The following is a 26329-nucleotide window of genomic DNA, read 5'->3' on the forward strand; positions in this document are numbered from 1 at the left end:
GAGGCCACCCCGGTGTCATTTCCACTCGATGATCCCCGGCGGCGGTTCTCGGCGCCCCCTGCCCGGCGGGCGGCGCGGGGGTTCCTCCGTCGGCGGCGGCTCGGTGGGTTCCGGGGGCGCGGCCGGCTCGGGGAGTGGCTCGGCGGCCTCGACAAACCGCTCCAGCCGGTCGACCACCATGTCGAAGACGGCGGCGGAGAGGACCCCGCGCCGCAGGTGCCCACGCCCCTGGCGGGCGTCGCCGTGGATCAGCGTGCTGACCGAGCGGCCACCCCGCAGGTCGAGGCAGAGCTCGCGCACTCGGATCCCCGCCGTGCCGCTGCCGAGGCCGCGGGCCCTGGTCCGCACCTCGACGACCTCGCCGGCGTGGAAGGTGCGGGTCCTCGGCGTCGTGCGGACCCGGATCCGGCCGTCCTCGCTGAGGAAGACCCCCACGAGGTGGCGCCGCCACCAGTACCCGACCCAGAGCGCCAGCGGCCCGGAGCCGACGAACCCGAGCACGACCGGCCAGCCGCGGGCCAGCACCGCGTACCAGAGCAGCCCGGTCAGCCCCAGCCCGAGCAGGGCAAACGTGGCGCCGGCCGCGGTCCGCGGTGTCCACGGACCGAGGCGGCGCCAGCGCCCGCTCACTCCCACTCGATGGTGCCCGGCGGTTTCGAGGTCACGTCCAGCACGACGCGGTTCACATCGGGGACCTCGTTGGTGATCCGGGTGGAGATGCGCTCCAGCACGTCGTAGGGCAGCCGGGTCCAGTCGGCGGTCATCGCGTCCTCACTGGACACCGGCCGCAGCACGACCGGGTGGCCGTAGGTTCGGAAGTCGCCCTGCACGCCGACGCTGTGCACATCGGCCAGCAGCACCACAGGGCACTGCCAGATGTCGCGGTCCAGCCCGGCGGCGGTCAGCTCCTCGCGGGCGATCGCGTCCGCCGCGCGCAGGATTTCCAGCCGGCCGGCGGTGACCGCGCCGATGATCCGGATGCCGAGACCGGGGCCGGGGAACGGCTGGCGGTGCACGATGGTCTCGGGCAGGCCCAGCTCGATGCCGACCCGGCGTACCTCGTCCTTGAACAGCTCCCGCAGGGGCTCGACCAGCTCGAAGGTCAGGTCCTCCGGGAGGCCGCCGACGTTGTGGTGGCTCTTGATGTTGGCCGCGCCGGTGCCTCCGCCGGACTCGACGACGTCCGGGTAGAGCGTGCCCTGGACCAGGAAGTCGTAGCGGGAGTCGGCCTGCAGGTCGCGCTCGGCCTGCTCGAACACGCGGATGAACTCCCGGCCGATGATCTTGCGCTTCTGCTCGGGGTCGGTGACGCCGTCCAGCGCGGCCAGGAACCGGTCGGCGGCGTCCACGGTGACCAGGTTGACCCCGGTCGCGGCGACGAAGTCCCGTTCCACCTGCCCCCGCTCACCGGCGCGCAGCAGCCCGTGGTCGACGAAGACGCAGGTCAGCCGGTCGCCGATGGCGCGCTGGACCAGGGCAGCGGCCACCGCTGAGTCCACCCCGCCGGACAGGCCGCAGATCGCCCGGCCGTCGCCGACCTGCTCGCGGATCCTGGCCACCTGCTCCTCGACGATCGAGGCGATCGTCCACGAGGGACGCAGGCCGGCGACGTCGTGCAGGAACCGGCGCAGCACCTCCTGGCCGTGCGGGGAGTGCGCGACCTCGGGGTGGTACTGCACGCCGGCGAAGCGCCGCTCGACGTCCTCGAACGCGGCGACCGGGGCCCCGCTCGACCCCGCGGTCACGGTGAACCCCGACGGGGCCTCGGTGACGCTGTCCCCGTGGCTCATCCAGACCGGGTGTCGGCGCGGCAGGTCCGCGTGCAGCACGCCCCCGCCGGAGGACAGCTCGGTCCGCCCGTACTCACGAGCGCCGGTGTGCTCGACGGTGCCGCCGAGGACCTGCGCCATCGCCTGGAAGCCGTAGCAGATCCCGAACACCGGCACACCGGCGTCGAACAGCGCCGGGTCGACCGTGGGCGCGCCCTCGGCGTAGACCGAGGACGGGCCGCCGGAGAGCACGATCGCCGCCGGGTCGCGGTCGAGCAGCTCGGGCACGCTCGCGGTGTGCGGCACGACCTCCGAGTACACCTGCGCCTCACGCACGCGGCGGGCGATGAGCTGGGCGTACTGCGCACCGTAGTCGACGACGAGAACCGGGCGGTGATGAGAATCCGTCACTGGAGAAGCATGTCACGGTTGGTGGGGAACTACGGTGGAGGGCATGGACGCGACAGACCCGCACCTACCCACCCCACGGCCCGCCTGGATCGCAGGTCGGGCGGAGCAGAGCGACCAGACGCTCGCGGTGCACCACCCCTACGACGGCGACGAGATCGCCGCGGTGTGCGTGCCCTCTCCCGAGCAGGTCGAGCGTGCGGTCGCGGCGGCGGTGTCGGTGGTCCCGCGGTTCCGCACGACCCCGGCGCATGTGCGTGCCGCGGCCCTGGACCACGTGTCCCAGCAGCTGCGCGAGCGGTGCGACGAGGTCGCCGAGATGATCACGGCGGAGAACGGCAAGCCGCTCAAGTGGGCGGTTGTCGAGGTGAACCGGGCCGTCGCGACGTTCCGGATCGCCGCGGAGGAGGCCCGCCGGTTCTCCGGTGACCTCCAGCGGCTGGACACCGACCCCACCGCGGAGGGCCGGCTGGCGCTCGTCCGGCGGGTGCCGCGCGGACCGGTGCTGGGCATCGCTCCGTTCAACTTCCCGCTGAACCTGGTCGCCCACAAGATCGCGCCCGCGCTGGCGGTCGGCGCGCCGATCATCGTCAAGCCGGCGCCGCGGACGCCGCTGTCCGCGCTGCTGCTGGGTGAGCTGCTCGCCGAGACCGACCTGCCCGAGGGAGCCTTCTCCGTGCTCCCCCTCGGCAACGAGGAGACGATGCGGCTGGTCGAGGACGCCCGGCTGCCCGTGGTCTCGTTCACCGGCTCGGGCCCGGTCGGCTGGCAGCTGATGGACCGCGCGCCGCGCAAGCAGGTGGTGCTCGAGCTGGGTGGCAACGGCGCGGCGGTGGTCTGCGCCGACTGGCCGGACCTGGACTTCGCCGCGAAGCGGATCGCCGTGTTCGGCAACTACCTGGCCGGGCAGTCCTGCATCGCCGTGCAGCGGGTGCTGGTGGACCGGGCGGTGGCCGACGAGTTCGTGCCGAAGCTGCTGGACGCGGTGTCCGCGCTGCGCACCGGCAACCCGCACGACCCCGACGTGGAGGTCGGTCCGCTGGTCGACGAGGCCGCGGCCGAGCGGGTCGAGTCGTGGGTCAACGAGGCAGTCGGGGCAGGGGGCCGGCTGCTGGCCGGCGGCAAGCGGGACGGGGCGACCGTGCAGCCGACGGTGCTCTCCGACGTCCCGCACGACCAGAAGGTCTGGGCCGAGGAGGTGTTCGGCCCGGTGCTCGTCGTGTCGGTCACCGACGGCCTCGACGACGCGTTCGCGCAGGTCAACGCCTCGCAGTACGGCCTGCAGGCCGGGGTTTTCACCCGGGACGTGCAGGTGGCGTTCCGGGCGCGGGCCGAGCTGGAGGTCGGTGGCGTGGTGATCGGCGACGTGCCGTCGTTCCGCGCCGACCAGATGCCCTACGGCGGGGTGAAGGGCTCGGGCTTCGGCCGGGAGGGTGTCCGCAGCGCCATGAACGACCTCACCGAGGAGCGGGTCATGGTGCTCACCGGCCTCGAGCTGTGAGCCCCTGGGCGAAGGCGAACACCCCGTCCGGGTCGTAGTCGGCGGCGACCGCCCGCAGCCGCGGCAGGTTGGCGCCGTAGTAGGCGTTCGCCCAGTCCGGCAGCTCCGGGTCGATGTAGTTGACATAGCCCCGGGCGCCGGCGATCCGACCGAGGCCCGTCCGCACCTCGGCGACCTGCCGGGCGGCGAGGTCGCGCCCGCCGTCGGTGTTGGCGAAGATCTGCGCGCTGGCCAGGGCGCCTCGGTGGGGAAAGGCCGTCGCGGCCGGCTCGACGGCGGCCACGGCACCGCCCAGGGAGTCCAGCAGCAGGTCCAGGCCGGTGAGCCCGTCGAGCAACGACACCACGGCAGCCGGGTCGGCCGGACCCTCGAGCATGCGTGAGGACGCGACGAACGAGTCGCGGCCGGCGTCCTCGGGCCGGCAGGGCGCGCTGGGCCGCTCGCAGCCGGCGAAGAACCGCATGGCGTCCAGGTAGCCGAGTGCGGTGACCGACGAGGTGCCCGCATCGACCGCGAGCCGGTCGAGCTGGCGCCGGCAGGCGGCCTCGTCGCCGACGAAACAGCCGCCGATCCGCGCCCTCGGCGGTGAGCCGGCCTCGATGACGCAGTTGGACCAGAGCTCCTCGGGCGCGCCGGGGATCCAGTCCTGCCAGGCGGCGAGGACGTCGGCCGCCTGGCCGTCGAAGCGCAGCGAGAACACGACGAGGTCGGGCGCGGGCTCGGTGGCGAAGGTGAACGAGGTGACGATGCCGAAGTTCCCGCCGCCTCCGCCGCGCAGTGCCCAGAACAGCTCGGGCTCCTCCTCGGTGGAGACCGTCCGCAGCTCACCCCCGGCCGTGACGACCTGCGCGGACACCAGCCGGTCGCAGGTCAGGCCGTACTTGCGGCTGAGCACGCCGATGCCGCCGCCCAGGGTCAGCCCGCCGATCCCGACCGACGGGCACGAGCCGGTCGGCAGGCACCGGCCCTTCGCGGCGAGGGCGGTGACGAGATCGATGAGCCTGGTGCCGGCCGCGACGACCGCCGTACCGTCGGCCTCCACCCGGACGCCGGACATGGGCCCCAGGTCGACCACGAGCCCGCCGTCGGGGCTGCTGTAGCCGGCGTAGCTGTGTCCGCCGGAGCGGGCGGCGACGGGCATCCGCGCCGCGGCGGCGAGGTCCACACAGGCCTGGACGTCCTCCGGGCCGGCGCAGTGCGCCACGGCGGCCGGGCGACGCCCGTCGAACAGGGTGTTGTAGACCCGGCGGGCCTGGCCGTAGCCCCGGTCGGCCGGCAGCACGAGCCTGCCGGAGAGGCGACTCCGCAGGGCGATCCAGTCCGGCGGCCGGGGGTCCGCCGCCGTCGACGGAGGTGGCGACGGTGGCGGTGGCGGCGGTGGCGCGGTGGTGGCGCCCGGCGCCGGCCCCGGTGCTCCGGAGACGTCCGTGCAGCCGGCGGCGCCACCGGCCAGCGCCAGCGCGGCGGCGCCGAGAAACGCTCTGCGACCCAACACATCAGGACAGACGGGTGGCGGCGCCGGTCGGTTGTGGCTCACTCGGGCGGCAGCCATCCGGTCGCCCGCCGGAGCGCGGCGGTGACCAGCGGCGTGAACGTCTCCGGCGGGCGCGGTTCACGCAGCACGGCGGCGATGTGCCCGTCCGGGCGAACGACCACGAGCGAGCGCGGCGGGATGCCCAGGGCCGTGACGAGCAGTTCGTCGTCGTCCTCCTGCTCCAGGGGGATCGGCTGGCCGACCAGCTCGTGCTCCCAGCGGTCGACCGGGCGCCACGGACACCAGTGCGTGAGCACGACGAACCGGGGACCGACCAGCTCGCGCAGCCGCATGCCGGCCATGAGGCGGGCGTCGGGGCAGAGTGTCCCGGGGCCGGCGGCCTCCGGCGGGCGGTAGGGCGAGGCGGGCGAGGCGGGCGAGGTGAGCGGGGAGCCGAGGTAGGAGAACGGTTCGGCGAGCTTCCCGGAGTCGATCTCGACGCGCGCGGTCTCGTCGCGCAGGGACCGGGTCAGCACGTCGAGGCGGCGCGCCCGGTCGGCCTCGGTGGCCGGGACGAGGAAGCGCATCGTCTCGGCGGTGACGCGCAGGTTCTCGTCGGCGGCGGCGCCGCGTTCCAGGTCGTAGGAGTCCAGCAGGGCGGGGCCGGCTCGGCCCTCCCGGTCGAGCGCGATCTTCCAGACCGCGTTGTCCGCGTCGCAGATGCCGGAGTTGAGCCCCCGCGCCCCGAACGGGCTCATCACGTGCGCGGCATCGCCGGCCAGGAGGACCCGGCCGACCCGCAGGCGGGGCACCCGGCGCTGGTGGAAGCGGTAGACCGACACCCAGACGATGTCGTAGGGGACGTCGCCGACCACCGCCCGGATCCGCCGGTCGAGGCCGCCGTTGGCCTGCTCGGTGGCGAGGTCGAAGTCCTCGGGGACCTGCCAGTCGACGCGCCAGACGCCGTGGGGCTGGGGGTGGAGCAGGACCTGTCGGCCGGGGTTCCAGGGCGGGTCGAAGTAGAAGCGGCGCTCCGGGGTGGCGAAGGGGAGGTCCGCGCGGATGTCGGCGATGAGGAACTTGTCGGGGTAGGACGTCCCGTCGAACGGCAGGCCAAGCAGCTCGCGGACCGCCGACCGCGGTCCGTCCGCGGCGATCAGGTGGCTTCCGGTGACGGTGCCCTCCGACGTGGTCACCGCCACCCCGTCACCGTCCTGCTCCAGGCCGACGACCTCCTGCCCCCGGCGCAGGTCCACCAGCGGCTCGCCGGCGATCCGGTCCTCCAGGAGCAGCTCCAGGATGGACTGGGGCGTGTTGACGAAGGGCGGGAAGGCGCTGTCGACGGGTTCGGGGAAGGTGATCTCCAGTACCTGGTGCTCGCGGAAGTAGGTACGGCCGCGGGTCCAGGTGACGCCAGCCTCGGCGACCCTGGCGCCGAGGCCGACCCGCTCGAGGATGTCGAGCACGTCGCGCTGCACACAGATCGAGCGGCTGCCGGCCAGGACCCGCTCGGGCTGCGCCTCGAGCACGACGCTGGGCACCCCGTAGCGGGCGAGCAGCAGCGCGGAGACCATGCCCACCGGCCCCGCTCCGACCACGAGCACTGGCTCGGTTCCCCCACCATCGGTCATCCCCCAACCCTGCCAGGTGACACCGACAGGTCCAGCGCGGCACCGTCAGGCGGGGTTGGGCGGCGGGCCGTCGGACGGCACGCCGAGCAGCGTGCGCAGGCCCTTCATGACCTCGCTCGCCGTGGGCGCCGTCGCTGCGTCGCCCAGCCACTGGATCATCAGGCCGGAGATCAACGCCAGCTGGACCGCGCCGACCGAGCGCACCTCGCTCTCGGCCACCTCGTCCTCCGGCTGTCCGGTCACCATCGCCGCCAGCCCCCGCCGGCCGTCGAGCTGACCAGCCGCCAGCTGCTCGCGTAGCTCGGGCGAGCGCTGCGCCTGCATGAACGCCTCCACGCTGGCCAGCCAGATCTGCCGGTCGGCCGCGAACGAGTCGATCAGCCGCGACAGCTTGGACTCGAACTGCGCCGCCGGAGTGTCGGGCACCTCGGGGTCCGGTGCCAGCGCGCCGCCGACGCGGTCGCCCCAGTCGGCCAGGGTCTGGAACAGGGCCTCGTTCAGCAGCGCCTCGCGGGAGCCGTAGTGGTAGCCGATGGCGGCCATGCTCACGTCCGCCGCCGTCGCGATGTCGCGCACGGTCGTGCGGTCGTACCCCTTCTCCAGCAGGCACCGCTTGGCCGCCAGCAGCAGGTCCTCCCGGTTTCCCATGGCCGGGAGGCTAGCACGGCAGTCTTAGGCAAACGTCTTGCGCAATTGCCTAAGGCGCTCGTACAGTCCTCGTCATGACCCTTCGAACCCTGCTGCTGGCCGCGCTGCTCGCGCTGGGCACCGCCCACGCCGCCGCCGCGCCCGCCGCACCCGCCGCACCCGCCGCACCCGCCGCCCCTGGTGACCTACGCACCGCCACCGGCATCCGCTACGCCGCCGCCGACCGCTGGGAACCCCCGGCTCTCGCGCCGCCGTCGGCACCCACCGGGGCGATGCCGGGCTGCTGGCAGCCCACCGACCTCCCGATCGCCCCCGCCGAGCAGGCCGAGGACTGCCTGCGCCTCAGCGTCACGACAGCCGCCGCTCCCGGCCGGAAGCGGCCGGTGGTCGTCTACTTCCACGGCGGCAGCTTCAACTACGGCAGCGGAGCCAACTACCGCCCGGACGACCTGGTGACCAGGGGAGACGTCGTAGCCGTCACGGTCAACTACCGGCTCGGGGCGTTCGGCTTCCTCGCCCACCCCGAACTGGGTACCGACTCCGGCAACCTCGGCCTCGCCGACCAGCAGGCCGCCCTGCGCTGGGTGCGCGACAACATCGCCGGCTACGGCGGGGACCGGCGCAACGTCACGATCATGGGCCACTCCGCCGGCGGGTACAGCGTCTGCGCGCACCTCGCCTCCCCCGCCTCGGCCGGGTTGTTCCACCGGGCGGTCGTGCAGAGCGCCGGGTGCACCGGCGGCTTCCGCGACCGGCAGGAGGCGCAGCGGCAGGGGCAGGCCTTCGCCGCGGCGCTGGGCTGCGCCGACGCCGCCTGCCTGCGTACCCACTCGCCGGCGGAGCTGGTCGCCGCCTCCGGCGGCGGTCACGACGACTACCGCCCGGTCGTGGGCGGACCTCTGCTGCCGGTGCATCCGGCGGAGGCGTTCGCAAGGGGACGGTTCACCCGGGTGCCGGTGCTCTACGGCGGCAACCACGACGAGGACACCGGCAGGCTCGCGGGGCTCGAGCTGGGCGGTGCGCCGCCGCTCACCCCGCAGGGCTACCCGGGTGCGGTCGCGGAGGCGTTCGGCGACGACGCCGAGGCGGTGCTCGCGCGCTACCCGCTGCACAAGTTCGGCTCGCCGACCGAGGCGCTGGCCGCCGCGCTGACCGATCGCGACTGGGCGCTGCCGATCGACGACACCCGGCGGCTTCTCGCCCGGCACGTCCCCGTCCACGCCTACGAGTTCGCCGAACGGGACACCCCGTGGTTCCCGGGCTTCCCCCGGCCGAGCTTCCCCGTCGGCGCGAGCCACATGCTCGAGCTGCCGTACCTGTTCACCGTCGGCTACCTGACTCCGGCCGCCCAACAGGACCTGCGGAACACCATGATCGACAGCTGGGCCCGCTTCGCCCGCTCCGGCGACCCTGGTTGGCCGGCGTTCCGCGGCGGCCGGTACGTGCTCTCGCTCGCCTCCGGTCCCGACGGCGTCCACCGCACCGACTTCACCGCCGACCACCAGCTCGCCTTCTGGCGAGACCTGGCGCGCTGACCGACGAGCATCGATGTCACTCGATACAATCACCGTATGGCGATCGCACTTCCCCAGGCCCAGGTCCTGCCGCCGACCGAGGCGGACACCTATGCGGAATGGTTCGCCTGCCTCGCCGAGCCCGTCCGGGTGCGGTTGCTGCACGCGGTGGCGACCAGTCAGAAGGGCATCACGGTCGGCGCGCTCACCCAGATCCTGGGCACCAGCCAGTCCACCACCTCACACCACGTGCGCAAGCTCGCCGACGTGGGTTTCGTGCGGCTGCGCAAGGAGGGCACCGCAACCATCGTCACGGTCAACGAGGCCTGCTGCGCCGGCCTGCCGCATGCCGCGGACGCGGTCATGGGGCTGCTCGGCCCGCGCCCCTGCTGCCCCGAGGACCTCCCGCACGACGTCACCGTGCGGGCCCTGGAACCCGGCGACTGGGCCGCCGTCCGCCGGATCTACGCCGAGGGCATCGCGACCGGCCTTGCCACCTTCGAGACCGGCGTCCCGAGCCGGACCGCGCTCGACGCGAAGTGGCTGCCCGACCACCGCTGGGTAGCGGTCATCGAGGACGAGGTGGTGGGCTGGACGGCCGCCGCCCCCACCTCGTCCCGCGACTGCTACGCCGGGGTCGCCGAGACCTCCATCTACGTGGCCGACGGGAACCGGGGCCGGGGCATCGGCAAGGCGCTGCTGCACAAGCAGGTCACCGCGGCCGACGAGGGCGGGCTCTGGACGCTCCAGACCGCGATCTTCACCGAGAACCGGCCCAGCATCGCCCTGCACCACACGGCCGGCTACCGCACCGTGGGCATCCGCGAACGCATCGCCCAGCGTGACGGCGTCTGGCACGACACCGTGCTGCTGGAACGGCGCTCGCCCGTGCGCTGAGGGATCAGTCAGCCCTGCAGCGCCGCCCAGACCTCGCGGTCCCGTTCGGCCGTCCACACCCGCGGCCAGTCGACACCCCCCAGCTCGTCCCAGTACCGCTGGATGTTGAACGGCAGGCAGTGCTCGAAGATCGGCCATCCGCCGAACTCGGGAGCCAGCGCCGCATGGGCCGCGGCGAACGCCTCGGCAACCGTGCCGGACCGGCCGTGCACCTCGCCGACGGTGCGCCGCAGCTCGTCGAGGAAGTGGCGGCTCTGGGCGATCGCCGCGGCCACGGCCGCCTCGCCGACCACCACCGGCCCGCGGCCGCCGACCAGCGCCCGGGCCGGGAAGGCGGCCACCTCGTCCAGCGTGGAGGTCGCCCACTCGTCGTGGAAGGCATCGCCGGTGTAGAGCGCGGCCCTGGCCTCCACCAGGTCACCGGCGAACAGGATCCGCTCGTGCGGTAACCAGGCCACGATGTCGCCGGCGGTGTGGCCGCGGCCGCAGTGGGCGAGCACCAGCTCCCGCTCCCCACCGAGCGGGATCGTCATCCGGTCGGAGAACGTCAGGGTCGGCCAGCTCAGGCCGGGAATCGAGGCCGGCTCCTCGAACAGCCGCGGCATCCGCCCGAGCTCGGACTCCCAGTCCGCCTGCCCGCGCTCGGCGATCAGGTGCCTGGTCCGCTCGTGGGCGATGATCTCGGCTGCGGCGAAAGCACTTGCGCCGAGCACCCGCACCGCGTGGTAGTGGCTCAGCACCAGGTGGCGCACCGGCTTGTCGGTGCGCTCGCGCAGCCGCCCCAGCCACCGCCGCGCGGCGACCGGTGTCGCCCTGGCCTCGAAGCAGACGAGGAAGTCCTCCCCCTCGACCGCACCGACGTTCGGGTCCCCCTCCGCGGTGAGCGCGTACACCCCGTCCGCGATCTCGGTGAACGTCTCCGCCTTCGCCTCGGTGTCCCCGCTGGACGCAAACGTCTTCGCCACCCCACCACCCTGCCACGCGGCGGTCACTCGGTGGGCGAGTAGCGCTGCGCGTTCCTGGTCGGGGCCGGGGAGATGAACAGGGCGGCCGGTGCCGTCGGCGGGACCGCGGGGTCGGCCGGCGGGACCGGCTCAAGGCGCTGGTAGGGCGCGCCGGGAGCCGGGCGTGGGTCCGGGTCGCCCTTGTTGGGCCAGAGGGAGAACGCGCGCTCGGCCTGGGCGGTGATCGTCAGCGACGGGTTGACCCCCAGGTTCGCCGAGATCGTCGAACCGTCCACCACCGACAGGTCCGGGTAGTTGTGGACGCGGTGGTACGGGTCGATCACCCCCTCCTCCGCCGAGGCGCCGATCGGGCAGCCGCCGATGAAGTGTGCGGTCAGCGGGATGTTGAAGACCTCGCTCCAGGCACCGCCCGCCATGCCGTCGATGTGCTTGGCGGCCAACTGGTTCGCCTCGTACCCGGCGCGGATGAACGTGGGGTTGGGCTCGCCGTGACCCTGGCGCGAGGTGACCCGACGGCGACCGAACAGACCGCGCCGGGTGTAGGTCGTGATCGAGTTGTCCCGGCTCTGCATCACCAGCAGGATCACCGTCCGCTCGCTCCAGCGGTGCACGCGCAGCAGCTGGGCGCTGCGCACCGGGTGCCGGACCAGGAAGCGCAGCGCCTGAAGCCAGCGCGGCGTCGCGGCCGCGCCGTCGGTCGCGATCGTCTGGAGCAGACCCATCGCGTTGCTGCCCGGCCCGTACCGGACCGGCTCGATATGGGTGATCTCGTCGGGGTGGATCGACGAGGTGATGGCCACGCCGCGGCTGAAGTCGCGCTCCGGATCGACGCTGGTCCGGGCAGCGCCGACGATCGACTCGGAGTTCGTGCGGGTGAGCTCGCCGAGGCGGGGTGACAGGTGCGGCAGCACACCGGTGTCGCGCATCCGGTGCAGCAGCTGCTGGGTGCCCCAGGTTCCCGCGGCGAGCACGACCCGGCGGGCGGTGACCGTGGCGCGGGCGCGCCCGCCGGTGCGACGCAGGTCGACGTCGAACCCGCCGCCGGCCCTGGGTCGCAGCGCGGTCACCGTGGTCAGCGGCAGCACCTTCGCCCCGCCCCGCTCTGCGAGGTACAGGTAGTTCTTGACCAGCGTGTTCTTCGCGCCGACCCGGCACCCGGTCATGCACGAGCCGCACTCGGTGCACCCGGTCCGCGCCGGCCCGGCGCCGCCGAAGAACGGGTCGGGCATGGTCTCCCCCGGGCGGCCGAAGTACACGCCGACCGGCGTCGGGTGGAAGGTCTCGGGGACGCCCATGTCGGCGGCGACCTTGCGCATCACCTCGTCCGCCGGCGTCGTGCTCGGGTTGGTGACCACCCCGAACATCTTCGAGGCCTGGTCGTAGTGCGGGGCGAGCTCGGCCTCCCAGTCGGTGATGTGCGCCCACTGCCGGTCGGCGTAGAACGGGGCGAGCGGCCGGTAGAGGGTGTTGGCGTACACCAGCGAGCCGCCGCCGACACCGGCCCCGGCCAGCACCATCACGTCCCTGAGCAGGTGGATCCGCTGGATGCCGAAGCAGCCCAGCGCCGGCGCCCACAGGTACCGGCGCAGGTCTCAGGACGTCTTGGCGAACTCGTCGTCGGCGAAGCGGCGACCGGCCTCGACCACCGCCACCCGGTAGCCCTTCTCGGTCAGCCGCAGGGCGGCGACGCTCCCGCCGAACCCCGAGCCGACAACCACCACGTCGTAGTCCAGCAGCTCGTCCATGGAACCGAGGCTACTCGTCAGTACGTAACTTCCCGAAGTGCACGAGATCACGCCGCACCCCGCCGCGCAGCTGGGCACCGCGCAGCACGCCCTCACGCGTGAACCCCGCCTTGGCCAGCGCCTTCTGCTCGGCGATGTTGTCCACGTCGGTGCTCGCCTCGACCCGGTCGACCTCGGTCGTGGCGAACAGGTGCTCGGCGAGCAGCCGCTGGGCCGTCGAGCCGACACCGCGGCCGCGCTCGGGCGGCAGCAGGCCGATGCCGATGTTCCAGGCCGAGCAGCCCAGCGTGCCGCCGTAGTCCACCGCGTGCCAGCTCACCCCGCCGAGCAGCGTTCGGGTCGCGGCGTCCAGCACGCTCAGCAGGGAGCTGCGGGCGGGGAGGGTGACCTGGGGCCGGTCGTCCCGGTCGACCTCGAAGTCGCCCGCCGCCTCGACGTAGAACTTCTCCCGCTCGCCGGCCACCGGCACCGCGAGCGCCACCCCGTCCCGCTCGATCACCACCTCGCGCTCACCGCCGGACGGGGGCGGCGGGGTCAGGTCCGCGCGGAGCAGTCCGAACAACAGCATGTCCCGGTGCTCCCCGGCCCGCGCTCGGGCGCCCCGCAGGACACCTTCGGCCCGGAACCCGCCCCGCCCGAGCACGCGCTGGGCCGCCACGTTCTCGACCTCCACGCTGGCCTCGAGCCGGTGCAGGTCGGTCGTCTCGAACAGGTGCGCGACGAACAACCGCAGCGTGCGCAGGCCGACACCCCGGCCGCGGGCGGCCGGCAACAGGCTCATCCCGACGTTCCAGGCCGCGGTCGCCTCGGTGCGGCCGCGGGACACCGCGTTCCAGCTCACCTGCCCGACGAGCTCGCCGTCGGAGAGGTCGACGACGGCCAGCCGGTGCACCACGACGTCGGTCGGCGGGCGGCGGTCGTCCTCCTCGGCGTCGAAGGCGCCGTCGCCGCGCCGGTCGAGCAGCTCCGCGTCGCCCTCGAGCACCTCGGCCAGCGCGACGTGGCCGCTGGAGTTGAGAACCTTCCGCCGAACCGTCACGCCCGCACCGTCAGGCCGACCTTCTGGAACTCCTTCACGTCGGAGTAGCCGGTCTTGGCCATCGCCCTGCGCAGCGCGCCGAACAGGTTGATCACCCCGTCGGCGTCGGAGGACGGGCCGAACAGCAGCGTGCGCAGGTCGACGACCTCCTCGCCGAACCCCACCGGGACGACCTTGCTGCGCGGCAGCGACGGGTGCGCGGCCGAGGGGCTCCAGTACAGCCCCTTGCCCGGCGCCTCGGCGGCCAGCGCCAGCGGTGCGCCGAGCATGACCGCGTCCGCACCGCAGGCGATCGACTTGGCGATGTCGCCGGAGACGTGCACGCCGCCGTCCGCGATCACGTGCACGTACCGCCCGCCGGTCTCGTCGAGGTAGTCCCGCCGCGCGGCCGCCGCGTCGACGATCGCGGTGGCCATGGGGACGCCGATGCCGAGCACGCTGTCGGTGGTGGAGGCAACGCTGGTGCCGTACCCGACGATCACCCCGGCGGCGCCGGTGCGCATCAGGTGCATGGCAGTGCGGTAGTCGTGCACCCCGCCGGCCACCACGGGCACGTCGAGGTCGGCGATGAAGTTCTTGAGGTTCAGCGGTTCGCCGCCGCTGGCGACGTGCTCGGCGGAGACGATCGTGCCCAGCACGACCAGGATCTCCACCCCCGCGGCCAGCAGGACCGGGGTCAGCTGGGCCGCCCGCTGCGGGCTCACCCGCGCGGCGGCGGTGACCCCGGCAGCGGTGATCTTCTTGATGGTCTCCGCGATCAGCTCCTCGCGGATCGGCGCGGCGTGCAGCTCCTGCAGCAGCCGGGTGAGCGCGGTGGGGTCCGGGTCCTCGGTGGCCTGCTGGAGCCGCTCCAGAGCCCCCTCCGCGTCGGCGTGCCGCGCCCACAGGCCCTCGGCGTCGAGCACGCCGAGGCCGCCGAGCTCGCCCACCGCCACCGCTGTCGCCGGCGAGACGATCGCGTCGGTCGGGTGCGTCATCAGCGGGATGTCGAACCGGTAGGCGTCGATCTGCCAGGCCGTCGACACGTCGCCCGACGAGCGGGTGCGACGGGAGGGCACGATCTGCACCTCGTCCAGCCCGAAGGCGCGACGGGCCGTCCGGCCCATGCCGATCTCGACAAGATCCCGCACTGTGCTCCAGTCCTTCCGGGCGTACCGACCGCGCCGCGTCAGCGGGTGGTGTAGTTGGGCGCCTCGACGGTCATGGTCACGTCGTGCGGGTGGCTCTCCTTGAGCCCCGCCGCGGTGATCCGGACCAGCTGCGCGTTCTGCAGCTCCGCGACCGTACTCGACCCCGTGTAGCCCATGCCCGACCGCAGGCCGCCGACCAGCTGGTGCACCACCTGGGAGAGCGGGCCGCGGAACGGGATCCGGCCCTCCACGCCCTCGGGAACCAGCTTGTCCTCGCTGAGCACGTCGTCCTGGAAGTAGCGGTCCTTGGAGTAGGACCGGCTGACGCCGCGGGACTGCATGGCGGCGAGCGAGCCCATGCCCCGGTAGGTCTTGAACTGCTTGCCGTTGACCAGGATCACCTCGCCCGGCGCCTCGGCCGTGCCGGCCAGCAGGCTGCCGAGCATGACCGCGGAGGCGCCCGCCGCGATGGCCTTGGCGATGTCCCCGGAGTACTGGATGCCACCGTCGCCGATGACCGGGATGCCGGCCGGGCGGCAGGCCAGGTCGGCCTGGTAGATGGCGGTGATCTGGGGAACCCCGACACCGGCGACCACCCGGGTGGTGCAGATCGAGCCCGGCCCGACACCGACCTTGACCCCGTCCGCGCCGGCTTCGACCAGGGCCTGCGCCCCGGCGCGGGTCGCGACGTTGCCGCCGACGATGTCGACCGACTCGCCCAGCTCGGTCTTGAGCTTGGCGACCATGTCCAGCACGCCTCGGGAGTGGCCGTGCGCGGTGTCCACCATCAGCACGTCCACGCCCGCGTCGACCAGGGTCATCGCCCGCTTGTACGCGTCGTCGCCGACGCCGACGGCGGCGCCGCAGATCAGCCGGCCGTCCGGGTCCTTGGTGGCGTTGGGGAACTGCTCGGTCTTGACGAAGTCCTTGACGGTGATCAGCCCGCGCAGCTTGCCGGCGCCGTCGATGATCGGCAGCTTCTCGACCTTGTGCCGGCGCAGCAGTCCGAGCGCGGCGTCGGCCGACACGCCGACCTGGGCGGTGACCAGCGGGCCCTTGGTCATCACCTCGCTGACCGGCTTGGTGTGGTCCACCTCGAAGCGCATGTCGCGGTTGGTGATGATGCCGACCAGGGTTCCCTCGGCGTCGGTCACCGGGACGCCGGAGATGCGGTAGCGGGAGCAGAGCGCGTCGACCTCGGCCAGCGTGGCCGTGGGCAGGCAGGTGATCGGGTCGGTGACCATGCCGGCCTCCGAGCGCTTGACGGTCTCGGCCTGCCGGGCGTGCTCCTCGATCGAGAGGTTGCGCTGGAGGATGCCGATGCCACCCTGCCGGGCCATGGCGATGGCCATCCGGGCCTCGGTGACGGTGTCCATGGCCGCGGACACCAGCGGGATGCGGAGGGTGATGTTGCGGGTGAGCTGCGTGCTGGTGTCGACCTCGCTGGGTACGACGTCGGACTCGGACGGCTGGAGCAGCACGTCGTCAAAGGTGAGCCCGAGCGTGGCGAACTTGGCCGGGATACCCTCAGCGCTGGTCATCGTGGCCCTTCTTTTTCGCGGTTTCCGCAGGCGGCGGCGCGTTGTCCCATGGTATCTGGCCCATTCGCCCCCGCCGCCCGGTACCGTGCGTGGTCGTGAGGGACGACGCACTGCCCCCGGACCCGTTCGCCGGTGACCCGGACGATCCGGCCCGGGCGTTGGACGACGAGGTGGCCGCCGAGGAGCCGGTCACGGCACAGGAACGCGCCGAGTTACTTGCCGACCTGCGTGACCTGGCCGTGTACCAGGCACTGCTCGAGCAACGCGAGGTGCGTGGGGTGGTAGTGGACTGCGCCGAGTGCCAGGAGCCGCACTACCACGACTGGGCGCTGCTGCGCGCCTCGCTCGAGCAGCTGCTCAACGACGGGCGCATGCGACCGCACGAGCCGGCGTTCGACCCGGACCCCGCGGCGTACGTGTCCTGGGAGTACTGCCGCGGGTTCACCGACGGCGTGACGACGAAGTCGGCACTGACCCGGCAGAGCTGAGACCGACAGAGCTGAGACCCGGCAGGGCTGAGACCCGGCAGGGCTGACGACACCGGGCGACCGGCGCCCCGAACGGCTCAGGGGCGTTCGGTCGCCGGGTCGTGCACGTGCCAGCCGTCGTCGCGCGGGCAGCGCCGCGCCGTCAACCGGCCGAGGGACTCCCGCACCAGCGCTTTCGCCGCCTCCTCGACCAGCAGGGCACGGCCGTCGCACTCGGCGCAGCGCGGGGCTTGGCTGTACACGTGACCTGCGATCATGTCCGGAACATACTGCGAGCTACTGCCCCTGCTCCGACGGCACCTCGTCACCCTCGGAGCCGGCGGCCTCGCCGTCGTCGGCCGGGTCCGAGGACCCACCGCGCTGGGTGCCGTTCGACGCGGGCTCCTGCGCGGGCCCCGGGGTCTCGCTCCTGGTCGACTCTGGCGGCTGCGAGGTCGTCTCCTGCGACGGCGACTGCGTGCTGGTGTCCGGCGGGGTCGAGGGCTCCGGGGGCAGGGAGGTGTCGGTCGGGGTGTCGGGGTTGTTCGTGCCCGGGTTGGGGTTGCCGTTGCCGCCGCCCTCGCCCGGCTCGGGGTCCGGCGCGGGGGTGGGGCTCGGCACCGGCGGCTGAGGGGCCTCGCCGGACGGGTTGCCCGGCAGCTGCGCCATCAGCGAGGCGTGCTTCTTCTCGAGGGCCTTCTGCCCGTCCTCGCTGGCGACCGTGGGCAGCGCCGCGTGCGCGTCCTCCAGCTTCGACTTCGCCTCGGCCAGCCGTCCCTCGGTGAGGGCGGCCTCGGCCTCGCGCAGGTCGGCGCGGACGGACTCGGCGGCCTCCACCGAGCGTGCGTGGTCGGAGTAGAGCACTTTGGTCAGCGCCCAGAGCGTGTCCCCTGGCTGGGCGTCCCTGGCCATCAGGCCCATCCCGGCGAAGGCGATCGCGAGCACGGCAGCCGCGGCGGCCACCGGGACGAGCAGGCGGGGACGCCGCCTGCGCCGCGCCTGGGCGGCGTGCACCGTGACCGTGGCCAGCTTCTGGTCGACCAGGTCGCCGACCGGCTCGGCCTCGACGTCACGGCGCCAGGACAGCAGCAGCGCGCTCAGCTGGTCGTCGGGCAGTTCGGCCGACTCCTCCAGGCTCGCGCCGGCCAGCAGGTCCAGGTACTCGTCGTCGGCGTGCACCAGCGACAGGTCGAAGTCGAGATCCGCGGCGGTGCCGAAGGCTCGGCCCTCGTCCGGCGTACCGGGATCGTGTCGATCGCTCATTCAGACCACCTCCTCCGCGGACAACGTCTTGCGCAAGCGGGCCAGCGCGCGGTGCTGCGCGACCCTCACCGCTCCCGGCGTGGAGCCGACCGCCTCGGCCGTCTCCTCCGCCGACAGCCCGACCACCACCCGCAGCAGGACGATGTCCCGCTGCTTGTCGGGCAGCACGTCGAGCAGGTCCTTCATCCGACGGCTCAGGTCCTGCTGCATGGCGCGCTGTTCGGGCCCGGCGTCGGTTTCCGGTTCATCTGGAACGTCGGCGACGGGCTCGGATCGGTTACGCCCTGCCGCCCGATGCGCGTCGGCAACCTTGTGCGCGGCGATGCCGTACACGAAGGCCAGGAAGGGGCGCCCCTGGTCGCGGTAACCGGGCAATGCCGTGAGCACCGCGAGACACACCTCCTGGGCCACGTCGTCCGCCGAGGCGAACGACCGCTCCTGCCTTCCCACACGCGCACGGCAGTACCGCACGACCAGAGGGCGGATGGACGCGAGCACCCGGTCGACGGCGCGGGGATCGCCCTCGACGGCAGCGCCAACCGATGCGTCCAGTCCGTCCCCCAATGTGGTCATCGCAGCGAGCAGCCTCAGTGTTACGTGCAGGTACGGTCGTCCAACATCATCGCGGGTACGCGGGGTGTGTCGACCCCCGCGCGGGTGTCACCCACCGTACCGCGCTGAGCCAAGCAGGCCGATTTCCGCCGGTCGCGGAGGCGGCCGGGTCGCGCTGCGTGATCAAGATCGGTACAGGGGCTCGACGAGCCGCGGAGAGGGCGGTGACCAGGGCTCCTGGTCGGAACGCGGTGAACGACGCCCGGCCCGCATGGCGTGCGGGAGACGTCGTTCGGATCGCCTTAAACGTGAAACTGTTTACGAGACGAGGCCGCGCCGGAAGCCGTGGGCCACCGCCTGAGCGCGGTCGCGAACGCCGAGCTTGCGGAACAGGCGACGGGCGTGGGTCTTCACCGTGTCCTCGGACAGGTAGAGCTCGCGGCCGATCTGGCCGTTGCTCTTGCCCATCGCCATCCCGCGCAGAACCTGGAGCTCGCGGTCGGTGAGCTGAACACCGGGGTCGGACGGCTGCCGGGGCGCCGGGACCGAGGTGCTGGCCAGGGTGTGGGCGAGCGCGGCGACGAGCTCGGGACGCGAGGCGTCCCAGCGGAGGTAGCCACGGGCGCCACCGGCGATGGCCGCGGCGATGCTGCTGGCGTCGTCCGGAGCGCCGAAGACGATGACGTTCGCCTGCGGGTTGGCCGAGACCAGGCGCCTGGTCGCCTCGACGCCGGTGGGCACCGCGCGCTGCGTGCCGACCAGGACGACGTCGACGGGAGCACGGGAGAACCTGGCGAGCAGCTCGTCACCGTGTGCTACGCAGTCGATGCGACTAACCCCTGGAACCGCGGACATGACACGGGTCAGACCTTCCCGCACGCCGCGCCGGTCGTCGCATATCAAGACCGTCGTCACGGGGACTCCTTCCTGCAGCCGAGTGACGTACTCCTCCCTATCGGACGCTTAGGGGCGAACCTTGACACGATCTGGTGGTAATTCTTCCGACCAGTTCGCCCAGATGTCCGTACCCACCCCGTCACCCGGTTGGGCCAGCGAGCCGGGGCACCCATGGAGAGCGCTCGGCGAGCCGGCGGCCGACCGGATCGGCCCGACGTAACACGCTGTGTAAGGCTACGGCGGCACACCGACAGAATTGGTCCCCTCGGGTGGGCACGAGGTCGGCGAGGACGAGCGCCGCCGGCCAGACGAGCGGGAGCAGCCCCAGGTCCGTCGCGTCGTGCAGGGCTGTCGAGAGGGTGGAGACGGCGCGGCTCCGATGCCCGTCCGTGGCCAGCGCGACCCCCAGGACCAGCGCGGACTTCACCCGGTGGCGCACCGACCCGGCCTCCGCCGCGATCTCCGCCGCGATCTCGGCGGGGCCGAGCGCGGCGTCCGCCCGGCCGCTGGCCAGCTCGGTCTCGGCGCGGAGCCAGCCGGCGCGAAGCTCCGGCCGCCAGCCGCGGCCCACCGGCGCGACGGCGAGAAGCCGCCGGGCCTCCGCGAGCCGGCCGAGCCCGACCGCATCGGCCGCCAGCCCGAGCAGGACGTCTGACCAGGCCCCGTACCGGGGGATGTCAACCGGACGAGCGGGCTCACCCAATCGGCCGGCACTCACCTCAACGGTTGGACCAATGGCGGTACTCAGGGGTGCGCGCTCACCGAGCGCCCGCGTCCCCGTCGCCCACGCGAGACCGCCACCGAAAGAGAGCCGTTCCCGGTTCGGGGGATGACCGAGGGCCCCGGTTGGGCGATGAGGGGGTGGGGTTACGCCACGGTGTTCGGGAGAGCGCGGAGGTGGACCTCCCCCATTCGGGGGACCCGGCACCTCGGGCCGGCCCGCCGGACCGCGAATGGCGGAACCCGGGTTCCCCCCGTCCTGCCCGCCGGCCCCGGCGGCACTCCCGGCCGGCTCGAGCGCGCCGTGCCCGGCCCGGCCCGGATCCGCCAACTGGGCACCCGCGGCGAGGCGGGCCAGACCTGCCGCGTCGAGACGTCGGGCGTTCTCGTGCCCGCCCAACTGGCGGCGGTGGGCCGCCAACGTCGCCGCCGACGACGCCGCCAGGACGGGGTCCGCCGCGCCCATCAGCTCCTCGAGCAACGCCGCCGCCCGGGCGTACCAGCCCTGCCCGCCCAGCACGACGGCCGCCAGCCACCTCTCCCGTGGGTCCGCCGGCACCGCCGTCACGGCCTGGTCCGGGCGGTCGCCGAAGGCCGCGCGGGATAAGGAGGTCACCGGGGGCAGCCGATCAGGGACTCGATCCGGTGAACGGCGTCGGCCAGGTCTTCCAGCCGATCCACCCGGTCGGGGAGGTCGACGGTGAACCAGCCCGGCCCGGACGCGAACAGCCGAACGCGTTGGCGGGTCCGGGGAACGCCGGTGAAGACCTCGGCGGTCCCGCACCGGGGCAGCTGCGCCCAGACCGCCACCGCGGCCGGGCCCGTTCGGCGGACGGCGGCGGCCAGCGCGTCGACCGGCAGCGCGGCACCGAGCATCTGGGTGCCGATCCCCGCCTGGGCGAGCGCGGCACGCAGCACGTAGAGCGGCAGCGCGTAGCGCTCCTCCGGCGCGGCGCACAACAGCACCGGGCGCGGGTTGCGCGGGGTGGTCACCAACGGCGTCGCGCCGATCATGGCGGCCAGGGTGCACTCGTGGAGCATGCGTTCGACCTCGACGCACTCGCCCGACTGGGCCCACCGGCTCGCGAGCGCGGACAGCACCGGGCGGAGGACGTCGTCCCACACCGCGAGGACCCCGAGCTCGTCGATGCAGGACGAGAGCAGCTGCTGGGTCGCCACCGCGTCCATGGCCATCGCCGCGCGGTTGAGGCTGAGCACCGCCGAGGAACGGGCTCCCGAGGCGTGCAGCAGCGGCGACTCCGGCTCCCGCGGCGCCAGCACGTGCACCTCGGCGAACGCCGGCTCGGGCTGGTCGGCCCGCAGCGCGTAGCTCGCCGCCTCCGCCGGCGACGCCCCGCGCAGCAGCGCCTGCTGCATCAGCTCGAGCCGCGCGACGTCGGCGGGGGCGTAGCGGCGGTGCCGGCCGGTGGTGTGACCACGGGGGCCGATGCCGTAACGGCGGTCCCAGGTACGCAGGGTGGCCGGCGCGACGCCGAGGCGGCGGGCCACGGCGGCGACCGGCAGGGTCGGCTCGTCCTGCCGGACGACGTCGACGTCCGGGATGGGCTCCGGGCCGACGGCCGGCCGTAGCAGCGGGATCGCGCCGGGCTCGGCGCTGGACAGGGCTACGCGGTGATCCCCCACGGACGCCTCCTTACGTCGCAGCCCTCCCATCGTCGGGTGATCCAGACCGCGCGGCAACTGGATCGTCGAACACGCTGCGTGGACCCAGGTCACCGATCGGCTGAATATGGCCGGCCAATGAGTTGATCACCCTTGAACAAGCATTGGCGCGCTTCTAGCGTGAGTGCCGCTGCACCGAATGGAGTAGCCGGTACGTACGTTCCGGCGAGGGAGGCGGTCACGATGGCAGACACTCGGAGGCTCCCCGGGCCCAACGCTGATGTGTGGGACTGGCAGCTCGAGGGTTCCTGCCGCGGCATGGACAGCGCGTTCTTCTTCCACCCCGACGGCGAGCGCGGGCCGGCCAGGGCCAGGCGAGAGGCCAGGGCCAAGGCCATCTGCCAGGCCTGTCCCGTGCTGGAGCTGTGCCGCAGGCACGCCCTCGCCGTGCACGAGCCCTACGGCATCTGGGGCGGCCTCTCCGAGGGCGAGCGGGAGGCGATCATCAAGCTGGAGAAGCGCACGCTCGCCGTGGCGACCTGACACCGCACCGTCGCCGGGCACCGCTCGTTGAACAGCTGAACGCCGCGCCCAGCGGAGCCGGGCGCGGCGTTCGTGCGAGCGAAACGGGTCGGCTCAGAAGCCCGGGCCGTGCCCGTGGCCGTGGCCGTGCCCCTGGCCGGCGCCCTCCGGCTCCTCTTCCTTCTTCTCGACGACCGACGCCTCGGTGGTGAGCACCATCCGTGCGATCGACGCCGCGTTGGTGACCGCGGAACGGGTCACCTTCACCGGGTCCACCACGCCGTCGGCCACCAGGTCGCCGTAGGTGAGCTTGGCCGCGTTGAAGCCGTGGCCCCACTCCTGCTCCCGCACCTTGGACACGACGACCGCGCCCTCCTGGCCGGCGTTGGCCGCGATCCAGGACAGCGGTGCGGCCAGCGCCTCGCGCACGAGCCGGACGCCGGTGGCCTGGTCGCCGGACAGCGAGGAGGCCAGCTCCTCCAGCTCCTTGCCGACGTGCACCAGTGCCGAGCCGCCGCCGGGGACGATGCCCTCCTCGACCGCGGCCCGGGTCGCCGACACCGCGTCCTCGATGCGGTGCTTGCGCTCGGCCAGCTCGGTCTCGGTGGCCGCGCCGACCTTGATGACCGCGACGCCGCCGGCCAGCTTCGCCAGCCGCTCGGAGAGCTTCTCCCGGTCCCAGTCGGAGTCGGTGGCCTCGATCTCCTTGCGGATCTGCTCGGCGCGGGCGGTCACGTCGGACTTGCTCCCGCCGCCGTCGACGATCGTCGTCTCGTCCTTGGTGACCACGACGCGGCGGGCGGAGCCCAGCACGTCCAGGTCCACCTCGGACAGCTTGATGCCGACGTCGGTGGACACCACGGTCGCGCCGGTCACGACGGCCAGGTCGTCCAGGAACGCCTTGCGGCGGTCACCGAAGAACGGCGCCTTGACCGCGACGGCGCGGATGGTCTTGCGGACCGAGTTCACCACCAGGGTGGACAGGGCCTCACCCTCGACGTCCTCGGCCACGATCAGCACCGGCTTGCCGGCCTGGGCGATCTTCTCGAGGATCGGCAGCAGGTCGGTCAGGGCGGAGATCTTCTCCCGGTGCAGCAGGACGTAGGTGTCCTCCAGCACGGCCTCCTGCGCCTCCGGGTCGGTGGCGAAGTGCGCGGAGATGTAGCCCTTGTCGAACTGCACACCCTCGGTGATGACGAGCTCGGTGGCCATCGTGGAGGACTCCTCCACGGTGATCACGCCGTCCTCACCGACCTTCTCGATGGCCTCGCCGAGCAGCGCGCCGATCGAGGAGTCGCGCGAGGCGACCGTGCCGACCTGGGCGATGTTGTCCCGGCCCTTGACCGGCGTCGCCTTGCTCCGCAGCGCCTCGACCACGGTGTCGGCGGCGAGCTGGATGCCCTGGCCGAGCGCGGTGGGGTTGGCGCCGGCGGCGACGTTGCGGATGCCGACCCGGACCATCGCCTGGGCGAGAACGGTCGCGGTGGTGGTGCCGTCACCGGCGATGTCGTTGGTCTTGGTGGCGACGTTCTTCGCGAACTGGGCGCCGAGGTTCTCGAACGGGTCGTCCAGCTCGATCTCGCGCGCGATGGTCACGCCGTCGTTGGTGACGGTCGGGCCGCCGAACTTCTTGGCGAGCACGACGTGCCGGCCACGCGGGCCGAGCGAGACCTTCACCGCGTCGGCGAGCTTGTTCACCCCGCGCTCGAGCGCCCGACGAGCGTCCTCGTCGAAGCTGATCTGCTTGGGCATGTCCTACCTTTCTCGAACGCACAACGCCCCGGTAGCCCCACTGGGCCACCGGGGCGTGCGGTTGGACTTCGCCGGCGTCAGTTGATGACGGCCAGCACGTCGCGGGCGGAGAGGATCAGGTACTCCTCGCCGTTGTACTTCACCTCGGTACCGCCGTACTTGGAGTAGATGACGACGTCCCCGACGGCGACGTCCAGCGGGACGCGGTTGCCGTTGTCGTCGATCCGGCCCGGCCCGACGGCCAGAACCTTGCCCTCCTGGGGCTTCTCCTTGGCGGTGTCCGGGATGACGAGGCCCGAGGCCGTGGTGGCCTCCGCCTCGCTCGCCTGGACAACGATCTTGTCCTCGAGCGGCTTGATGTTCACGCTCACCGCGATGACCTCCACGGGTCGTTTCGAAAGCGTTGGCAGTTACCTTGTTGCTTGCGGCTCCTGCCACCCCGCCGTCGCGGGTGCCGGGGCGGTGTCGGCCGTTCCATTGGCACTCTACCCATGCGACTGCTAACGCCGCAACGAGGGGTGCCACCCGCCGGGACACGCGGGGGCGGGATGTTCACGAAGGCGTGGGCGGGGGTTCACGCCGCGCCAGCGGTGGCGACACCGCGGCGGGCTGGGGTTGGGGAGTCACCCGATGAGGGAGGTTCCCGTGCCTGACTCTCCGTCCTCTGTCTCGCGCCGTTCCCTGCTGCTCGGCGGCACCGCGGCCGTCGGCCTCGGGCTGGCCGCCGGTCCGGCGTCCGCCGCCGCGTTCCCGGGGGCCGGTCGGCCGCCCCTGGCCACCGACCCGTTCACGCTGGGCGTCGCCTCGGGTGACCCCTGGTGCGACAGTGTCGTGCTCTGGACGCGGCTCGCCGTGGACCCGCTCGCCGAGACCGGGCTCGGGGGCATGCCGGAGCGGCGGGTCGAGGTCCGCTGGCAGGTCGCGCGCGACGAGCGGTTCCGGCACGTCGTGCGCTCCGGGACCACCACCGCGTCACCCTCTTCCGCGCACAGCGTGCACGTCGAGCCCCGGGGGCTGCGCGAGGGGACCGAGTACTTCTACCGGTTCCGCGTCGACGGCCACGTCTCTCCGGTGGGCCGCACGACGACCACCCCGGCCAGGAGCACCGGCCGAGACCTGACGATGTGCTTCGCGTCCTGCTCCCACTTCGGCGAGGGGTACTTCACCGCCTACCGGCGGCTGGCCGAGGACCAGCCCGACCTGGTGCTGCACCTCGGGGACTACCAGTACGAGTACGCCGCCAAGGCCGCCGACGTGCGGCAGGTGGTCGGCGAGGAGACCAGGACGCTGGCCGGGTACCGCCAGCGGCACGCCCAGTACAAGACCGACCCGGACCTGCGGCTCGCCCACGCCACCGCGCCCTGGCTGGTCGTGTGGGACGACCACGAGACCGAGAACAACTGGGCCGACGAGGTGCCCGAGGCACCCGACCCCGGCTTCCTGGACCGGCGGGCGGCCGCCTTCCAGGCCTACTACGAGAACATGCCGCTGCGCCGGTCCGCGCGTCCGAGGGGCATCGACATGCGGCTCTACCGCCGGTTCGCCTGGGGTGACCTCGCCACGTTCCACATGCTCGACACCCGCCAGTACCGCGACGACCAGGCCTGCGGCGACGGCACGAAGGTGGACTGCGCCGAGCGCCTGGACCCGGCGAGGACGATCACCGGCGCGGAGCAGGAGCGCTGGCTGACCGACGGCCTGCGCCGGTCGCGGGCCCGCTGGGACGTGCTGGGCCAGCAGGTGTTCTTCGCCCAGCGGGACCTGACCGCCGGCGAGAAGCAGGGCTTCTCGATGGACGCCTGGGACGGCTACCGCGCCAACCGCGACCGGATCGCCACCGCTCTCGGCCACGCCCGCAACGCGGTCGTCCTCACCGGCGACGTGCACCGCGCGTGGGCCGGTGAGATCAAGGAGAACGCCGACCTGCCCGACTCCCGCGGCGTCGGCGTCGAGCTGGTCGCGACCTCGGTGACCAGCGGCGGCGACGGGGGCGAGGACACCAACGCGACGGTGCTGGCGGAGAACCCGCACCTGAAGTTCTACAAGAACCGGCGGGGGTACGTGCGCACCCGGTTCACCGCCGGAGAGCTGCGGGCGGACTTCCGCAGCCTGCCCTACGTCCGCACCCCGGACGCCCCTGCGGAGACCACCGCGAGCTTCGTCACCGAGGACCGCGACCCGACCCTGCACCGGGTCTGACCCACCTGCGCATTCCTGACGAACTACCCGCCTGAGTAGAAAAGATTGACCAGGCGAACCGCGCCGACGAGA

23 protein-coding genes and 1 pseudogene are annotated in these 26329 nt (G+C 73.0%); 6 read left to right on the top strand and 18 right to left on the bottom strand.

Annotated elements, in window-relative coordinates:
• Positions 1-15 precede the first annotated feature (15 nt).
• Both BU204_RS29180 and guaA read right to left on the bottom strand, forming a co-directional pair.
• Positions 16-630 carry a hypothetical protein gene (locus tag BU204_RS29180; RefSeq protein WP_075128993.1) on the bottom strand — a complete coding sequence of 205 codons (615 nt, stop codon included), beginning with the start codon at positions 628-630 and terminating at the stop codon, positions 16-18.
• Entirely contained in the window at positions 627-2180 is a 1554-nt protein-coding gene (gene guaA, locus BU204_RS29185) for a glutamine-hydrolyzing GMP synthase (protein ID WP_075128994.1), read from the bottom strand. The genes BU204_RS29180 and guaA overlap by 4 nt, the downstream gene beginning before the upstream one ends.
• Before the next feature lie 43 nt (positions 2181-2223).
• On the opposite strand from guaA, the gene BU204_RS29190 reads away from it, so the two are divergent.
• A complete protein-coding gene (locus BU204_RS29190) occupies positions 2224-3678 on the top strand; it encodes an aldehyde dehydrogenase family protein (protein ID WP_075128995.1) in 1455 nt (484 codons plus the stop codon).
• Here the strand turns inward: BU204_RS29190 and BU204_RS29195 are convergent.
• Genes BU204_RS29195 through BU204_RS29205 form a run of 3 tightly spaced genes read right to left on the bottom strand, consistent with a single transcriptional unit; the run spans position 3659 to position 7431 of the window.
• Complete coding sequence (locus BU204_RS29195) at positions 3659-5170, bottom strand: FAD-binding oxidoreductase (RefSeq protein WP_408608056.1); 1512 nt, start codon at positions 5168-5170, stop codon at positions 3659-3661. The two genes, BU204_RS29190 and BU204_RS29195, sit on opposite strands and share 20 nt — an antisense overlap.
• A 41-nt stretch (positions 5171-5211) precedes the next feature.
• Entirely contained in the window at positions 5212-6783 is a 1572-nt protein-coding gene (locus tag BU204_RS29200; protein ID WP_075128997.1) for an FAD-dependent monooxygenase, read from the bottom strand.
• Between the two features lie 45 nt (positions 6784-6828).
• A complete protein-coding gene (locus BU204_RS29205; protein ID WP_075128998.1) occupies positions 6829-7431 on the bottom strand; it encodes a TetR/AcrR family transcriptional regulator in 603 nt (200 codons plus the stop codon).
• A 74-nt stretch (positions 7432-7505) separates the two neighbouring features.
• Here BU204_RS29205 and BU204_RS29210 point away from each other — a divergent pair, with 74 nt between their 5' ends.
• A complete protein-coding gene (locus tag BU204_RS29210; RefSeq protein WP_075128999.1) occupies positions 7506-8966 on the top strand; it encodes a carboxylesterase/lipase family protein in 1461 nt (486 codons plus the stop codon).
• A gap of 36 nt (positions 8967-9002) precedes the next feature.
• Positions 9003-9842, top strand: coding sequence for a helix-turn-helix domain-containing GNAT family N-acetyltransferase (locus BU204_RS29215; protein WP_075129000.1), 840 nt, complete (start codon positions 9003-9005; stop codon positions 9840-9842).
• An 8-nt stretch (positions 9843-9850) separates the two neighbouring features.
• On the opposite strand, the gene BU204_RS29220 is transcribed toward BU204_RS29215, so the two are convergent.
• From BU204_RS29220 to guaB, 5 genes and pseudogenes are all read right to left on the bottom strand, one after another.
• On the bottom strand, positions 9851-10807 hold the full coding sequence (locus tag BU204_RS29220) for an MBL fold metallo-hydrolase (RefSeq protein WP_075129026.1): 957 nt from the start codon (positions 10805-10807) through the stop codon (positions 9851-9853).
• Between the two features lie 23 nt (positions 10808-10830).
• Positions 10831-12552: pseudogene (locus tag BU204_RS29225) on the bottom strand (FAD-dependent oxidoreductase).
• A 10-nt stretch (positions 12553-12562) separates the two neighbouring features.
• Complete coding sequence (locus BU204_RS29230) at positions 12563-13591, bottom strand: GNAT family N-acetyltransferase (RefSeq protein WP_075129001.1); 1029 nt, start codon at positions 13589-13591, stop codon at positions 12563-12565.
• On the bottom strand, positions 13588-14721 hold the full coding sequence (locus BU204_RS29235; protein WP_075129002.1) for a GuaB3 family IMP dehydrogenase-related protein: 1134 nt from the start codon (positions 14719-14721) through the stop codon (positions 13588-13590). Before BU204_RS29235 ends, BU204_RS29230 begins: the two co-directional genes overlap by 4 nt.
• Positions 14722-14759: 38 nt before the next feature.
• Positions 14760-16262, bottom strand: a complete 1503-nt coding sequence (gene guaB, locus BU204_RS29240; RefSeq protein ID WP_075129003.1) for an IMP dehydrogenase — start codon at positions 16260-16262, stop codon at positions 14760-14762.
• Between the two features lie 89 nt (positions 16263-16351).
• On the opposite strand from guaB, the gene BU204_RS29245 reads away from it, so the two are divergent.
• A complete protein-coding gene (locus tag BU204_RS29245) occupies positions 16352-16750 on the top strand; it encodes a DUF5319 domain-containing protein (protein ID WP_075129004.1) in 399 nt (132 codons plus the stop codon).
• A gap of 77 nt (positions 16751-16827) precedes the next feature.
• On the opposite strand, the gene BU204_RS39500 is transcribed toward BU204_RS29245, so the two are convergent.
• The 6 genes from BU204_RS39500 to BU204_RS29270 form a co-directional block, all read right to left on the bottom strand.
• The gene (locus tag BU204_RS39500; RefSeq protein ID WP_143229833.1) at positions 16828-17007 is read right to left on the bottom strand and encodes a hypothetical protein; all 180 of its coding nucleotides are present in this window, start codon (positions 17005-17007) and stop codon (positions 16828-16830) included.
• Positions 17008-17026: 19 nt separating this feature from the next.
• Positions 17027-17992 carry an anti-sigma-D factor RsdA gene (locus BU204_RS29250; RefSeq protein ID WP_075129005.1) on the bottom strand — a complete coding sequence of 322 codons (966 nt, stop codon included), beginning with the start codon at positions 17990-17992 and terminating at the stop codon, positions 17027-17029.
• Positions 17993-18565, bottom strand: coding sequence for a sigma-70 family RNA polymerase sigma factor (locus tag BU204_RS29255; protein ID WP_075129006.1), 573 nt, complete (start codon positions 18563-18565; stop codon positions 17993-17995).
• A gap of 297 nt (positions 18566-18862) precedes the next feature.
• A complete protein-coding gene (locus BU204_RS29260; RefSeq protein WP_075129007.1) occupies positions 18863-19459 on the bottom strand; it encodes a response regulator transcription factor in 597 nt (198 codons plus the stop codon).
• A 121-nt stretch (positions 19460-19580) separates the two neighbouring features.
• Positions 19581-20777: a hypothetical protein gene (locus BU204_RS39505; RefSeq protein ID WP_143229834.1), complete on the bottom strand. Its 1197-nt coding sequence runs from the start codon at positions 20775-20777 to the stop codon at positions 19581-19583.
• On the bottom strand, positions 20774-21805 hold the full coding sequence (locus tag BU204_RS29270; RefSeq protein WP_332888596.1) for a MerR family transcriptional regulator: 1032 nt from the start codon (positions 21803-21805) through the stop codon (positions 20774-20776). Before BU204_RS29270 ends, BU204_RS39505 begins: the two co-directional genes overlap by 4 nt.
• Positions 21806-22027: 222 nt before the next feature.
• On the opposite strand from BU204_RS29270, the gene BU204_RS29275 reads away from it, so the two are divergent.
• Positions 22028-22327 carry a WhiB family transcriptional regulator gene (locus tag BU204_RS29275; RefSeq protein ID WP_075129009.1) on the top strand — a complete coding sequence of 100 codons (300 nt, stop codon included), beginning with the start codon at positions 22028-22030 and terminating at the stop codon, positions 22325-22327.
• Between the two features lie 93 nt (positions 22328-22420).
• On the opposite strand, the gene groL is transcribed toward BU204_RS29275, so the two are convergent.
• A complete protein-coding gene (groL, locus tag BU204_RS29280; RefSeq protein ID WP_075129010.1) occupies positions 22421-24058 on the bottom strand; it encodes a chaperonin GroEL in 1638 nt (545 codons plus the stop codon).
• A 77-nt stretch (positions 24059-24135) separates the two neighbouring features.
• On the bottom strand, positions 24136-24429 hold the full coding sequence (groES, locus tag BU204_RS29285) for a co-chaperone GroES (protein ID WP_075129028.1): 294 nt from the start codon (positions 24427-24429) through the stop codon (positions 24136-24138).
• Between the two features lie 274 nt (positions 24430-24703).
• On the opposite strand from groES, the gene BU204_RS29290 reads away from it, so the two are divergent.
• Positions 24704-26257: an alkaline phosphatase D family protein gene (locus BU204_RS29290; RefSeq protein ID WP_233160733.1), complete on the top strand. Its 1554-nt coding sequence runs from the start codon at positions 24704-24706 to the stop codon at positions 26255-26257.
• The last annotated feature ends 72 nt before the right edge of the window (positions 26258-26329 follow it).

The sequence above is a fragment of the Actinophytocola xanthii genome, assembly GCF_001921205.1.
GTDB classification, from domain to species: domain Bacteria; phylum Actinomycetota; class Actinomycetes; order Mycobacteriales; family Pseudonocardiaceae; genus Actinophytocola; species Actinophytocola xanthii.

Bases quoted from the DNA above. Each gene is read 5' to 3' on its own strand.
- guaB (WP_075129003.1), bottom strand. From the start codon at position 16,262: ATGACCAGCGCTGAGGGTATCCCGGCCAAGTTCGCCACGCTCGGGCTC.
- groL (WP_075129010.1), bottom strand. From the start codon at position 24,058: ATGCCCAAGCAGATCAGCTTCGACGAGGACGCTCGTCGGGCGCTCGAG.
- BU204_RS29275 (WP_075129009.1), top strand. From the start codon at position 22,028: ATGGCAGACACTCGGAGGCTCCCCGGGCCCAACGCTGATGTGTGGGAC.
- BU204_RS29210 (WP_075128999.1), top strand. From the start codon at position 7,506: ATGACCCTTCGAACCCTGCTGCTGGCCGCGCTGCTCGCGCTGGGCACC.
- BU204_RS29200 (WP_075128997.1), bottom strand. From the start codon at position 6,783: ATGACCGATGGTGGGGGAACCGAGCCAGTGCTCGTGGTCGGAGCGGGG.
- BU204_RS29205 (WP_075128998.1), bottom strand. From the start codon at position 7,431: ATGGGAAACCGGGAGGACCTGCTGCTGGCGGCCAAGCGGTGCCTGCTG.
- BU204_RS29250 (WP_075129005.1), bottom strand. From the start codon at position 17,992: ATGAGCGATCGACACGATCCCGGTACGCCGGACGAGGGCCGAGCCTTC.
- BU204_RS29255 (WP_075129006.1), bottom strand. From the start codon at position 18,565: ATGACCACATTGGGGGACGGACTGGACGCATCGGTTGGCGCTGCCGTC.
- BU204_RS29215 (WP_075129000.1), top strand. From the start codon at position 9,003: ATGGCGATCGCACTTCCCCAGGCCCAGGTCCTGCCGCCGACCGAGGCG.
- BU204_RS29190 (WP_075128995.1), top strand. From the start codon at position 2,224: ATGGACGCGACAGACCCGCACCTACCCACCCCACGGCCCGCCTGGATC.
- BU204_RS39500 (WP_143229833.1), bottom strand. From the start codon at position 17,007: ATGATCGCAGGTCACGTGTACAGCCAAGCCCCGCGCTGCGCCGAGTGC.